Origin of the sequence: Bradyrhizobium sp. CCBAU 45384, assembly GCF_028128665.1 — a bacterium.
Classification (GTDB): Bacteria; Pseudomonadota; Alphaproteobacteria; order Rhizobiales; family Xanthobacteraceae; genus Bradyrhizobium; species Bradyrhizobium manausense.
The window spans coordinates 139,711-152,852 of sequence record NZ_LBIZ01000117.1 but is presented as its reverse complement, the minus strand read 5'-3'; the positions used below and the strand labels follow the sequence as shown (position 1 = coordinate 152,852).

General features: G+C 64.9%; 10 protein-coding genes. 1 reads left to right on the top strand and 9 read right to left on the bottom strand.

Annotated features, from left to right (window positions below; genetic code table 11):
* Window positions 1-27: 27 nt before the first annotated feature.
* The 7 genes from XH80_RS32205 to XH80_RS32175 all read right to left on the bottom strand — a co-directional run bounded on the left by XH80_RS32205 (window position 28) and on the right by XH80_RS32175 (window position 8,351).
* The gene (locus tag XH80_RS32205) at window positions 28-861 is read right to left on the bottom strand and encodes a phosphoenolpyruvate hydrolase family protein (protein ID WP_271602084.1); all 834 of its coding nucleotides are present in this window, start codon (window positions 859-861) and stop codon (window positions 28-30) included.
* Window positions 862-864: 3 nt separating this feature from the next.
* Entirely contained in the window at window positions 865-3,081 is a 2,217-nt protein-coding gene (locus tag XH80_RS32200; protein ID WP_271602083.1) for an ABC transporter permease, read from the bottom strand.
* A complete protein-coding gene (locus tag XH80_RS32195; RefSeq protein WP_271602082.1) occupies window positions 3,074-3,856 on the bottom strand; it encodes an ABC transporter ATP-binding protein in 783 nt (260 codons plus the stop codon). The genes XH80_RS32200 and XH80_RS32195 overlap by 8 nt, the downstream gene beginning before the upstream one ends.
* Window positions 3,849-4,937 (bottom strand): branched-chain amino acid ABC transporter permease, encoded by a 1,089-nt coding sequence (locus XH80_RS32190; RefSeq protein ID WP_271602081.1) that lies wholly within the window; start codon window positions 4,935-4,937, stop codon window positions 3,849-3,851. Before XH80_RS32190 ends, XH80_RS32195 begins: the two co-directional genes overlap by 8 nt.
* A 1-nt stretch (window position 4,938) precedes the next feature.
* Entirely contained in the window at window positions 4,939-5,949 is a 1,011-nt protein-coding gene (locus XH80_RS32185) for a branched-chain amino acid ABC transporter permease (RefSeq protein ID WP_271602080.1), read from the bottom strand.
* Window positions 5,950-6,145: 196 nt separating this feature from the next.
* The gene (locus XH80_RS32180) at window positions 6,146-6,973 is read right to left on the bottom strand and encodes a helix-turn-helix domain-containing protein (protein WP_271602079.1); all 828 of its coding nucleotides are present in this window, start codon (window positions 6,971-6,973) and stop codon (window positions 6,146-6,148) included.
* A 127-nt stretch (window positions 6,974-7,100) separates the two neighbouring features.
* Window positions 7,101-8,351, bottom strand: a complete 1,251-nt coding sequence (locus XH80_RS32175; protein ID WP_057758758.1) for an ABC transporter substrate-binding protein — start codon at window positions 8,349-8,351, stop codon at window positions 7,101-7,103.
* A gap of 395 nt (window positions 8,352-8,746) precedes the next feature.
* On the opposite strand from XH80_RS32175, the gene XH80_RS32170 reads away from it, so the two are divergent.
* Complete coding sequence (locus XH80_RS32170) at window positions 8,747-10,906, top strand: exonuclease domain-containing protein (protein WP_271602078.1); 2,160 nt, start codon at window positions 8,747-8,749, stop codon at window positions 10,904-10,906.
* A gap of 24 nt (window positions 10,907-10,930) precedes the next feature.
* Here XH80_RS32170 and dinB read toward each other — a convergent pair whose 3' ends face one another.
* Both dinB and XH80_RS32160 read right to left on the bottom strand, forming a co-directional pair.
* A complete protein-coding gene (dinB, locus tag XH80_RS32165) occupies window positions 10,931-12,031 on the bottom strand; it encodes a DNA polymerase IV (RefSeq protein ID WP_271602077.1) in 1,101 nt (366 codons plus the stop codon).
* Between the two features lie 58 nt (window positions 12,032-12,089).
* Window positions 12,090-13,136: an ABC transporter ATP-binding protein gene (locus XH80_RS32160; protein ID WP_271602076.1), complete on the bottom strand. Its 1,047-nt coding sequence runs from the start codon at window positions 13,134-13,136 to the stop codon at window positions 12,090-12,092.
* Window positions 13,137-13,142 lie beyond the last annotated feature (6 nt).

The window sequence follows — 13,142 nt, the reverse complement described above, 5'->3', positions numbered from 1 at the left end:
GTTTCCCTCCCTCGATCTTGTAAGGCGTTACGGCGCGCCGATCGCCTTGAATTTGCGGACCTGTTCCGTCAATGCCCGCTCCACCGGCAGCCGCTCCATCGAGGAGGCGCCGTAGAAGCCGTGGCAGTAGCGGGTGTTCTTCATGATGAAATCGGCATCCGCGGGATCCGCGATCGGGCCGCCATGGGCGAGCACCAGAATGTCCGGGTTGACGCTGAGCGCCGCCGATGCCCAGGTGTCGATGCGTGCCGGGCAGTCGTTCAGCTTGGGCGCGGTCTGCGCGCCGATCGTGCCGCCGGTCGTGAGGCCCATGTGGCAGACGATGATATCGGCGCCGGCGATCGCCATCGCGGCGGCTTCCTTCTCGCTGAAGACGTAGGGCGTCGTCAGCAAATCCTTCTCGCGCGCCTTCGCAATCATGTCGATCTCCAGCGCGTAGGACATGCCGGTCTCTTCGAGGTTGGCGCGGAAGATGCCGTCGATCAGGCCGACGGTTGGAAAGTTCTGCACGCCGGCAAAGCCGAGTGCCTTGAGCTGGTCGAGGAACACATCCATGTCGCGGAATGGATCGGTGCCGTTCACGCCCGCGAGCACCGGCGTCTTGCTGACGACCGGCAACACTTCGCCGGCCATTTCGACCACGATCGCGTTGGCATCGCCATAGGGCATCAGCCCGGCAAGCGAGCCGCGGCCGGCCATGCGATAGCGGCCGGAATTGTAGATCACGATGAGATCGACGCCGCCGGCTTCCTCGCATTTGGCCGACAGGCCGGTGCCGGCGCCGCCGCCGACGATCGGCTCGCCGCGCTTCGCCATGTCGCGAAACCGCTTCAGGAGTGCTGCGCGTTCAAACCGGGCCATCGGTCACCTCGCTGCTCTCCGGCGCGCCCCGGCGCGTCCGAACAGGGTTCGGAATGCGCTCACGATGGTCGAGGCGAACTCGGGATCGTTGATGTTCTGCTTGACGCGGATGAGTTGCCGGTTGCCGGTCGCACGCACCGTGCGTTCCAGCGCGCGGAACAAGGCAGCATCGGCCTCGGGGTCCCAGAACGGCTGGCCACGCGCATCCAGCGCGGAGACGCCACCCTCGGGCAGGAAGAAGCGCACCGGACCGTCCATCTGGTTCAGCCGTTCGCCGATCCAGCGGCCCATGCGCTCGTTCTCGTCCGCTGTCGTGCGCATCAACGTCACCTGTGGATTGTGGACGTGGAATTTGCGGCCGCGATAGCGCTCGGGGATGGTGTCGGGTGCGCCGAAATTGACCATGTCGAGCGCGCCGACTGAGCCGACATAGGGCAGGCGGGTGCGGATGATGGCGCCGAAACGATCTTCCGTCGCCGGAAACACGCCGCCCATCAAGAGGTCGCAGATCTCGGTGGTGGTGAGATCGATCACGCCGGCGAGCTGGCCGGAATCGACCAGCTTCTCCATCGAGCGACCGCCGACGCCGGTGGCGTGGAAGACGAGGCATTCGAAATCGCCAGCGAGATCGGCCGCGATCTTCTGCACCGCTGGTGTCGTGACGCCGAACATGGTGATGCCGATCGACGGCAAGCCGGCACTCGCGGCGCGCTCCTTGGCTTCGCGCTGGTCGAGGCGGGCCTTGACCATGCCGACGATGGCATTGGCGCCGTTCGAAAGCACCGCGCGCGAGATCGAATTGAGTCCCTGCACGTCGGTGACCGAATACATCATGGTGATGTCGGCGGGACCCACGTAAGGCGCGACATCGCCCGAAGCGACCGAGGAGATGATCAGCTTCGGCACGCCGACGGGGAGGGTACGCATGGCGGGGGCGACCAGCGATGCGGCGCCCGAACCGCCGGCCGAGATCACGCCGGCGATATTGCCCTGGCGCTTGATCCACTTGGCGAACGCGTCCGCCATCGCGGTGACAGCAGCGCCGCGGTCCGGGCCGAACACCGCCGAGCCGCCGCGGCCATGGTTCAGCGCGATCTCCTGCGCGGAGACGTCGCAGGTCGCGTGCTTGCCGGTGGTGGAGACGTCGACGAGCCGCGTGCGCAGCCCGCTCTCGCCGATGACGTCGCGGATGAAGCGTAGCTCGGTGCCCTTGGTGTCGAGCGTGCCGACGACCAGAACGACCGGCGGACCGGAGGTCTGCGCCGTTATCGGCTCACGCTTGCGCCTCGCGGTCTCATCAAGACGCGCGACTTGCGTCGACAGCGTGCGCGCGGCGGCTTCGATGCGAGCGATCGGGACCGGCTGTGACCAGCGCGTCGGCGGCGTCGGATTGGAAATGTAGATGCGGATCGGGCTGCTGGTGCGTGCGGGCTGAGCGACCGGCTTTGCTTCGTCGCCCGCAGAAGGCACGTCGATGTCGGGCTCCAGCTCGGCATGCAGTCCGACACCGAGCAGGCGCTGCTGCAACGCGCGGTCGGCGGACAGCCGCGCCGAGTCGATGATGCGGTTGATGCGGCCGTTGACCATGATCGCGACGTTGCGCGAGATCGCGGTGGCGACGCCGATGTTCTGCTCGATCACGAGCACGGACATGTCGCCGTCCTCGCCGAGCTGCAGCAGCATCTCCTCGACCTGGGCGACGATGACGGGCGCAAGCCCTTCGGTCGGCTCGTCCATGATCAGCAATTGCGGATTGGTCAGCAGCGCGCGCGAGATCGCCAGCATCTGCTGCTCGCCGCCCGAGAGCTGGCCGCCGCCGTGATCCCGGCGTTCGGCAAGCCGCGGAAAGGTGTCGTAGATGCGCTCGACCGTCCAGGCGCCGGAGCGGATGCCGCCAGCGAGCCGCAGATGCTCGTCGACGCTGAGCGAGCGCCACAGCCGGCGGCCCTGCGGCACGTAGCCGACGCCGAGGCGCGCGATATTCGCCGGCGGCCGCCGCGTGATATCCTCGCCGCGAACCCGGATCGAGCCGCCGCTGACCGGCACAAGCCCCATGATCGCCTTGCACAGCGTGGTCTTGCCCATGCCGTTGCGGCCGACCACGGAGAACACGCCGGCGTCGAGCGTGAGGTCGACACCCTGCAGCGCGTGCGAATGACCGTAATAGACATCGAGGCCACGGACCTCGAGAGCGGCGGCACTGCGGCGGGCCTCACTCATGGCCGCCTCCGAGATAAAGCTCCTGCACTTCGGGATCGGACTGGATCTCCTCCGGCACGCCTTCCTTGAAGATGCGGCCATTGTGCATCATCGTCACGCTCTCGACGACGCGCAGCGCAACGTCCATGTCGTGCTCGATGATGATGTAGCCGATATGCGCGGGCAGCGAGGTCAGGATCTCCACCAGCTCGGCCCGCTCGGTCGGCGACAGGCCGGCGGCGGGCTCGTCGAACAGCACGAAGCGGGGGGCGCCTGCGAGCGCCAGCGCGATCTCGAGCTGGCGCTGCTGGCCGTGCGCGAGCTCGACGACGCGCTGATCCTTGACCGCGCTCAAATGCACCGCCTGCACCAGATTGTCGGCCGCATGCATCAGCGCATCGTTCTGGGCGGGCCGCAGGAACGAGAAGCGTCCGCGCGAGACGCCGCGACAGGCGAGGTAGACATTGTCCTGCACGGTGAGGCCGGGGAATAGCGCGGAGATCTGGTAGGTGCGCCTGAGCCCACGGCGGATGCGCTCATAGGGCGGGAAGTGCGTGACGTCCTCGCCGAAGAAGCGGATCGTGCCTGAGGTCGGCGGGAAGTCGCCGGTGATGCAGTTGAACAGCGTGGTCTTGCCGGCGCCGTTGGAGCCGAGCACGGCGCGCCGCTCGCCGGGGCGCACGGTGATGGTGACGTCGGTCAGCGCCGCCAGTGCGCCGAACAGTCGCGTCACGCCGCGCAGCTCCAGCGCTGCACCGGCTCCGACCGCGGAGAGGCGCCGGGCGACGCTATCCATGGTCGCGCCCTCCGTTCGGGCGATCCGACTGCGGACGCTGGCTCCTCCGCCAGCGCTGCCACAGGCCGATCACGCCATCCGACGACCAGAACACGATGGCAAGGAAGCCGAGCCCGATCAGCAGCCGGAAGCGGTTGCCGTCGAGCCCGATCTTGACCAAGAAGTCGAGCGCAAAGGTGCGTAGCAGCACGAACACCAGGGCGCCGATATAAGGACCGATCGGGCGGGTGATGCCGCCGACAATGGCGATGATCAGGATATCGATGCAGGCGCCGACGCTGACCGAGCCCGGCGAGATCTGGCGATAGTTCCAGACCTGGAGCACGCCGGCGAGGCCCGCAATGAACGAAGCGACCGCATAGGCGGCGACGCGGTGCGCATTGACGTTGAAGCCGAGCGCGGCCATGCGGCGCGGATTGTCGCGCACGCCCTGGAGCGCCAGGCCGAACGGCGCGCGGGAGATGTAGTCGACCGCGAAATAGCAGAGCGCGGCGATCGCGAGCACGACATAGTAGAACGGAATGTCCGACCGCCAGTTGACGCCCCAGAAATGCGGCGTCGCGACGTTGTTGATGCCGGTATGACCGTTGAAGATCGCCCAGTTCTGGTTGGTGAAGTAGTAGAACGCCGCGCCGATCGCCAGCGTGATCATGATGGTATAGATGCCCTCGGTCCGCACCGCGAGCGCACCGCCGAGCGTGCCGAAGATGGTCGCGAGCGTCAGCGCCATCGGCACCGCCAGCCACCACGGCCAGCCCAGGCTGATATTGGCGTTGTCGCTGGTGCCGAACACCGCGACCATGTAGGCGGCAAAGCCCGCGATGGTGAGCTGCATCAGGCTGACCATGCCGCCATAGCCGGCGAGGAACATCAGGCTGAGCGCGATGGTGCCGAGCATCAGCGTGGTCGCAAAGATCTCGATCAGGAAGAAGCCGTTGGCGATCAGCGGCATGATCAGCAGGATCACCGCGACGATCCAGGCTGCGGGATTGTTGAGATCGGGCCAGCCGCGTGCGGCCTGCCGCTGCGCTGATGAGACGGGGCTGCGGATCTGGATGCGCGTATCGTGGGTGACGGACATGTCAGCGCCTCGCCAGCAGGCCCTGCGGCCGAAGCGCCAGCACCAGCACCATGATCAGGAAGGTCACGACGATGGCGTAGGTCGGGATGTAGACCGAGCCGAGCTGCTCGGCGAGGCCGATGATCAGCGCGCCGAGCGCGGCGCCGGGGATCGAGCCCATCCCGCCGACGATCACAACGACGAGGGAAGCGAGCAGGAAGCGGATGTCCTCGCCGGGCGAGAGCGATTGGAAGGTGCCGCCGACGACGCCCGCGATTCCGGCAAGCCCCGCGCCGAGCGCGAACACCAGCACGAAGACGATCTGGATGCGCACGCCGGTCGCTGCAAGGATGTCGCGATCGTCGACGCCGGCGCGGATGATCATGCCGATCCGGGTGCGGTTGAGCGCGAGCCACATCGCGATGCCGATGATGACGGAGGCCAGGAAGATCACGAGCCGCACCAGCGGATAGCGCAAGTAAACCGGCTCGCCGGAGGATTTCAGTGCGGTGATCAGCGGCAGCTCGACCGGACCGATCAGCCAGTTCGGGGTCTGGATCTGGTAGAAGTCGCCGCCGCAGGCCCACAGCATCAGGTCGGCGAACACGATCGAGAGGCCGATCGTCACCATGGTCTGGCGCAGATCCTGGCCCTCCATGCGGCGGAACACGAGCACCTGGAGCAGGATGCCAACCAGCGCCGTCAGGATGAAGGCGACGATGAAGGCGAGGATCCACGACCCGGTCGAGGCGCTGATGGCGTAGCCGACATAGCCGCCGAACAGATAGAGCGAGCCGTGCGCAAGGTTGACGTTGCGCATCAGGCCGAAGATCAGCGTGAAGCCGCTGGCGACAAGGAAATAGAGACCGCCGAGCGTAATGCCGTTGAAGACCGCGTTGAGGAACACGCGCTTGCGGCCGATCGCATCTTCAAGCCCCGGGGGCCATACCGCAAAGATCAGCCACAGCACGACTGCGACCGCGACGATGACGATCAGCGCCCAGGCCGGATGACGCTCGACAAAGCGGGTCATGGCGTCACCTCGCTCCGCTTGCGACGGGCGCCACACCACTTCGGATGCAGGTCGGACAGCCCTGTGCAGGCTGCGTACCGCGCCATGGATTTGCGTCCTCCCGGGACATGCGATCCTCTTGCCGGGATCGCGTTCCGTCCATCCTAGTGGGGCGGAGAGAGAGGCATTTGATCGTGAGTATCTTTTCGCGCGTTCGTCAGCCGCGCAAAACCTTGGCCGCGCGGCGATAATCGGTCGGTGCCATCCCGACATTGGCGGCGAAGAAGCGGGTGAAGCCGCTCTGCGAGGAGAAGCCGAGATCGAAGCCGATATCGGCGATCGGGACCTCGCTTTCCACCAGCGCCTCCAGCGCCTGCTCCATCATCAGCGTGTTGAGATAAAGGTGCGGCGTGACGCCGGTCTGGGTGCGGAACAGCCGGTAGAAATGCGGCCGCGACAGGCCGGATTCGCGTGCGATGGTGTCGAGCTCGATCTCCGCGCCGGGGCTCTCCGACATCATCTTGATGCACTTGCGAACGCGAAAATCGGTGATGGATCCGTTCGCGCGCAGATCGGGCGCGGTCTCGGCCTGGTGCCAGCTTTCGTCGTAGCAGATATCGATCAGCCGTCGCAGCTCGCCATCGAGGCTGTTCAGCGAGGGGGCGCCGCACACAAGGGCTGCGGCGTGCCTGATCTGCTTGTCCAGCGCAGGCGATCGCGCGAACTGGGTGCGGCCGAAGCGCAGGCGGTCGGCGCCGGGCGCATCCGGCGCGAACCATTCCGGATTGACATAGAGCACGAAGAAGACGGCGCCGCCGTCGAGGTCGGTGGGAAGAAAATTATGCGGTTCCCATGGATTGACCGCGACGACTGAGCCTTCGGTGAGGTCGTAGCGTCCGTCGTTGACATCGATGCATGCAGAACGCCCGCCCACATGGAAGATCAAATGACCTTCGCGATGCGCGTGGATATTGAAGGGGCGGTTCAACTGATAGACCGTCGCCCGACCAAAACGGCCGTGGAAGACGGCGAGCGCCCGGCTCATGCCTTCCCTCCCAAAAGCTTTTGTCTTTTTTTGTAGGGTTCAACAACCGGGGAGAGAATGCAAGAGCGCGTGTCGCGCCTCTGCAAATCTCTCCCCGGTCAGTCATCACGTCGCTGATGCGACTACGTCAGTACTTCTTACATTCCGGTACTGTACGACTGGGCAAACCGATCTTGGCGAACACGGCAGGGTCATAGCCCAGCGTCTGGTTTACGTTCGGGATCACCTTCACGACCTTCGAGAACAGCGCACCCTTGCCGTCATCGACCACTTCGGTGACGAAGTTGGTGCCGATCGCCTGGCGGTTGGAGTCGAGCTTGATCTTGCCGTTGGGCGCATCAAGCTCGATCTTGGCGAGCGCAGCCTTGTACTTCGACTGGTTGTCGCTGAGATCGCCATTGACCTGACGCAATGCCAGGATCAGCGCCATGGTCGAGCCGTAATAGTTGGTGGCGAGCAGCGACGGGCTCGGGAAGCGCTTGTTCGGCGGGAAGGCGTCCTGATAGTCCTTCACGAACTTCTGCCAACCCGGATCCTCCCACGTGTCGGCCTGGCCGCTGGCGGCCAGCGTGCCGATCAGCGCGTTCTTGGCATTGCCCTTGGACGACAGGATGGTCTGGTCGATCATGATCGAGCCGCCCATCAGATGCGCCTTGCCGCCGGCCTGCTGGTACTGGTTGAGGAAGTTGACGGCGTCGCCGCCGCCGAGGCCGAGATAGATGGCGTCGACGTCGTCAGGCAGCGCCGCGATGACCGACGCAAAATCCTTGGTGCCGAGCGGCACCCATTGCCGGTTGGTGACCTGTCCGCCCGCGCCGCAGAATTCGAGCACGAGGCCGAACACCTGGGTGTAGATGAAGGAGTAGTCCTCGCCGACCGTTGCGATCTTGCGATAACCCTTGGTGTCATAGGCGTATTTGCCGAGGCCGACCTGCCATTGCGCGCCGTCCATGTTGTAGCGGAAGAAATTCGGGGCCGGATCGACATAGGTCGTTTCCTGCGCGCCGGAGGCTGCGTTGATGAAGGTCAGCTCCGGATGGGTCTTCGCGAAGTTCTTGACCGCGATGCCCTCGTCGCCGGAGAGCGGCGACAGCAGGATCTGCACCTTGTCCTGCTCGATCAGCTTGCGCACGGCGCGCACAGCCGAGTCCGGTGTCGCGTCCGTCGAAGCGATGACGAATTCGAGTTCCTTGTCGCCGACCTTCTTGCCGAGCACGTTCAGTGCTGTCTGGAAGCCGCGGATGCCGTCCTCGCCGAGCACGGTGTAGGTGCCTTCGAGGGTCGCGGTGACGCCGACCTTGATCTTCTCCTGCGCGAAGGCGGTGCCCGACATCAGCAGGCCGCTCAACGCAATCAGTCCTAGACTGCCTTTCAACATTGCTCTCCTCCCTGGTCGTTCTTGTCGCTGTTTTTCACCGCACCTCACGCTTCCGCCGCGCGGTGCGACGTTCTTGCAAGGCCATCGGGTCTTCGACGATTTCTTGGGATGAAGGCTAACCGAACTCGGATACGGCGCACCGGTCGGCGCCACGCGCGGCTTAACGGGCAGTCTCATTTTGAATGGTGCGTCGCAAATCGTTCCGCGGTGCAATAGGCGCGTCCACGCGCCGTGGTTGTCGCCGAAACCCGGCGTCGGGACGGCGCGGGGTCGCGAAGTTCCGAGCTTGACAGTGCCCGGCGAAAAGAACAGAAGTCGAACATGAACGCGAAGGAATCACGGGGAACTTCGACCGGAGCGGGATCGCGCTGCGCTGCGCCGAGGGCTGCGCGCGGATGACGCTGCCTGTCCTGCCGGTCTACTACTATCACGACCACTTCACCGAGATGCTGAGCTTCGTTTGCGAGACCTACGGTCCGGTGCTGGCCGAGAGGCATCACGCCTTTGTCGCCCGCTTCTCACAGCTGTCGAAGGACGCCCAGTGCCTGTTCATCCGGATGGTCAACCGCAACGGCACGGTCTTCAATCCCTCCACCTTCAAATACGCCGAGATCGCCGACCCCGTCGGTGCGCTGGGGGAGCTTGGCGTTGCCGGTTATGTTCGAGGCCTGACCGAACAGGACTACGCTGCGTTCCTGGCGTGCCTTGCAAAGCCTGATCTGTTCGACGGGGCAAAGGCGGCCGGCATGAACGACGTCAGGGCCTCGTGGCCCAAGGCCAAGCTGTCGGAGTATTGCCTCGCCAATCTGTCGTTCGGCACGGCATTCCGGCACTGCGGTGGAGAGGCCTTCATCGCGCTCGCTGACACCGAACCGCTCGAGTTCCTGCTCTATCTCTATTTCGGCAAGACAGAGAACAACCTGAAGAATTTCGCGCTGCGCGATCTCGGCATCCTGCGCACCAACGGCCAGGCGGATTTCAGCGCGCGGTTTGCCGATGCGGACGAGGCGAGGGCCTGCTTCCACTATGCGCGCCTGCTGCGCCAGCTCGAGGCCAAATCCGAGCAGGTGTATCGCAGGTCCGTTGCCGACATTCTCGGTGGTCCTGCCTGCCCGACGGATTACGCCCTCGATCTGCGCAGCCGCGCGGCCCACAAAGCGGGTCTGCACTTCGAGAAGAAGGGTGAGGCCGCGCTCGCGGTGCAGCTCTATCGTGCCGGCGCTTCGGCCGAATGCAATGAGCGCCTCGCCCGGCTGCTTTATGCGGAGGGCGACAAGGACGCCGCGGAGGACCTGCTACGTCGCATGATCGATGATCCCGCCAGCGATGACGAATGCGTCTTTGCGAGCGACTTCTATGCCCGGAAGTTCGATGGGCGCCGGACGGGACTCTGCACCGAGCTGTTGCGGGCAGGACGAACGCTCCGGGTCGACGACACCTGGCGCGGCAGCCCGGAGGCCGGGATCGCAGGCGTTCTGCGCCGGCAGGGCCTTGAGGTCTTCCACGCCGAAAACACACTCTGGCACTGCCTGTTCGGCTTGCTGTTCTGGGATGAGCTGTTCGAATCCGGACAGCTGCACAGCGGCTTCGATTGGATGCCGCACTGCCTGAAGGACAGAACCTTTGCCCGGATGTTCGCGTCTCAGATCGAGGCGAAGCTGGCGGCCGTGGCCGCGAGCTCCGCGCTGCCCCAGATCCTGCGGATCGTTGCTGCGAAATGGGGCAAGCCGAACGGCGTGTTCGCCTGGGACCATGTCGATATGGACGCGCTCCGCGCGTTGCTTGCGGGGGCCAGTGCTGACGGCCTCGCCGCGATCCTTCGCCTGATGTGCGAGGACTATCGCGCGATGCGCGATGGCTTCCCCGATCTCATGCTTGTGGCTGATGGCGCCGTCTCGTTCATGGAAGTGAAGGCCGAGGGCGACGTCATCAGGCGCAACCAGCTGACGCGGCTTCGCCAGCTCGGCAACGCTGGAATCCCTTCGGAGATCGGCCGCGCCGATTTCCGTTTCGATCCGGGCCAGGACTATGTCGTCGTGGACATCGAGACCACCGGCGGCTGGACCGGCGGGGATCGCATCACTGAAATCGGCGCCGTCAAGATCCGCAATCACGAGGTCGTGGCGGAGTGGCATTCGCTGATCAACCCGCAGCGGTCGATCCCGGCCAAGATCGTCGCGTTGACCGGCATCAGCAATGAGATGGTGCGGGGTGCGCCATTGTTCGCGGAAGTCGCCGATAGCTTCATGCAGTTCATGCGTGACGGCGTCTTCGTCGCTCACAATGTCAATTTCGACTACGGCTTCATCGCCGCGGAATACGAGCGCCTCGAACGCCGTTTCCGCTTTCCAAAGCTCTGCACCTGCGCGAGCATGCGCCGGCACTACCCAGGCCACAAATCCTACGGGCTCGGCAAGCTCACAAGGGCCTACAATATCGAGCTGAAGGACCACCACCGCGCGCTGTGCGATGCCCGCGCGGCCGCGCATCTGCTCAATTTGATCAATGCGAAGCGCGACGAGGTCGGGAGCAGGGCAGAAGAGATCGCGGCCTGAGCATTCGAATCCCCGGCGTCCGGATCAAATTTCGAACGTCAGTTGCGGGGCCGCATCGTCGCCGACCTGGAGCGATGACAGCGAGATTCCCAGGAGCCTGACGCGCTTGGGCAGGGGCATCTCCGCCTCGAGCAGGCCGCAGGCGAGGCGCTCCAGCTCGTCCCGGCCTGCGATCGGCGCAGCCACGGACCTGCTGCGCGTGATGATCTCGAAGTCGGCGAACTTGATCTTCAAGGTCACGGTCCGGCCCCGGCTGCCTGATGCCTCGCAATGGCGCCAGACCTTGTCGACGAGCGGGCGCAGCTCGACGACGAGTGCGTCGAATTCGGCGAGGTCGGTCGAGAACGTGGTCTCCGCGCCGATCGACTTGCGGATCCGGTTGGCCCGCACCGGCCGTTCGTCGACGCCGCGCGAGATCCAGTAATAATAGGCGCCTGACTTGCCGAAATTCGCATTCATGAATTCAAGCGTCTGGTTGCGGATGTCGAGGCCGGTGAACAGGCCGAGCGCGTTCATCTTTGCGCTCGTTGCCGGTCCGATCCCGTGGAACTTGCCGACCGGCAGCGTCTCCACGAAAGCGGGCCCCATTTCGGGCGAGATCACGAACTGCCCATTGGGCTTGCGATGGTCGGAGGCGAGCTTTGCCAGGAACTTGTTGTAGGAGATGCCCGCCGAGGCGTTGAGGCCGGTCTCGGCCTTGATCCTCTCGCGGATCCGCAGCGCCACGTCACGGGCAAGCGGGATGCCTTGCAGGTTTTCCGTCACGTCGAGATAGGCCTCGTCGAGCGACAGCGGCTCGATGATGTCGGTGTGCTCGGCAAAGATCTCGCGGATCTGCCGGCTGATCGCCTTGTAGACCTCAAAGCGGGGCTTTACGAAAATCAGGTCGGGACATTGCCGCTTCGCGGTGACCGACGGCATCGCGGAACGAACGCCGAATTTGCGCGCTTCATAGCTCGCGGCAGCGACCACGCCGCGCTCGGCCGAACCACCGACCGCGACGGGCTTGCCGCGCAGCTCGGGATTGTCGCGCTGTTCCACGGATGCGTAGAAGGCATCCATGTCGATATGGATGATCTTGCGAACGCGTGTCGGGTCGTCGTCCGCGGCGTCGGAATAGCTCATGCCGGGATGATACAATCGGGCCGCGGGAATCGCGAGCGAGTATGCGGATTCGAGCCCGTCACCGCACGAGAGCGATATTTTGCTGGACGAATGACAGCTTGATCGCCGCGCCTTCAGCCGGGATCTCATCGGTTTGGCGGCTCACGACGAAAAGCTCGCCGATCGGCGTCGAGACGATCATCTCGACGTGATCGCCGAGGTAAGAGGATTTCCTGACGGTTCCTGCAAGGCCATCGCCGAGCATGATGCCGTGGGGCCGGATGGCCGCTTTGGCCGGCCCGGGCGTGAGGCCGCGCGCGGCAAGCGTCAGGCGGAGAGGTCCCAGCATGACCTGCGCTTGCCCGTCATGCACGGCTTCGATCGACACCTCCACGAGATTGGCATCGCCGATGAAATCGGCGACGAAGCTGTTCGCCGGGGCTTCATAAAGCTCGCGCGGCGAGCCCTGCTGCGCGATCTTCGCATTCGACATCACGATGATGCGGTCGGAGACGGCGAGCGCCTCCTCCTGGTCATGCGTGACATAGGCGACGGTGAGCTTGAGCGACTGCTGGAGCTCGCGGATCTCCTGCCGCACCCGGCGCCTGAGCTTGGCATCGAGGTTGGAGAGCGGCTCGTCGAACAGCAGCACCTGCGGCTCCAGCACGAGGGCGCGCGCCACGGCGACGCGCTGCTGCTGACCGCCGGACAGCTCGGCCGGATAGCGCTTCTCGAAGCCCTTGAGCCCGACCAAAGCGAGCTTCTCCAGCGCCATCGCCTCGGCCCGCGCCTTTCCCAGCCCCTTCACCGTCGGTCCATACGCCGCGTTCTCCAGCACGTTCATATGCGGAAACAGCGCGTAGGACTGGAACACCATGCTGACGTCGCGGTCCGCGGCCGAGAGCCGTGTCACATCCTTGCCGCCAATCAGGATCTGCCCGTCGCTCGCGATCTCGAGGCCGGCGATCATGCGCAAGGTCGTGGTCTTGCCGCAGCCGGAGGGGCCGAGCAGCGTCACGAGCTCGCCCGCGTGGATCCTGAAGCTGACATCGTCCACGGCCGTCACATTGCCGTAGCGCATGCTGACATGTCTGAACTCGACGGAGGCGGGGCCTGATTTGGGCATGGCAAG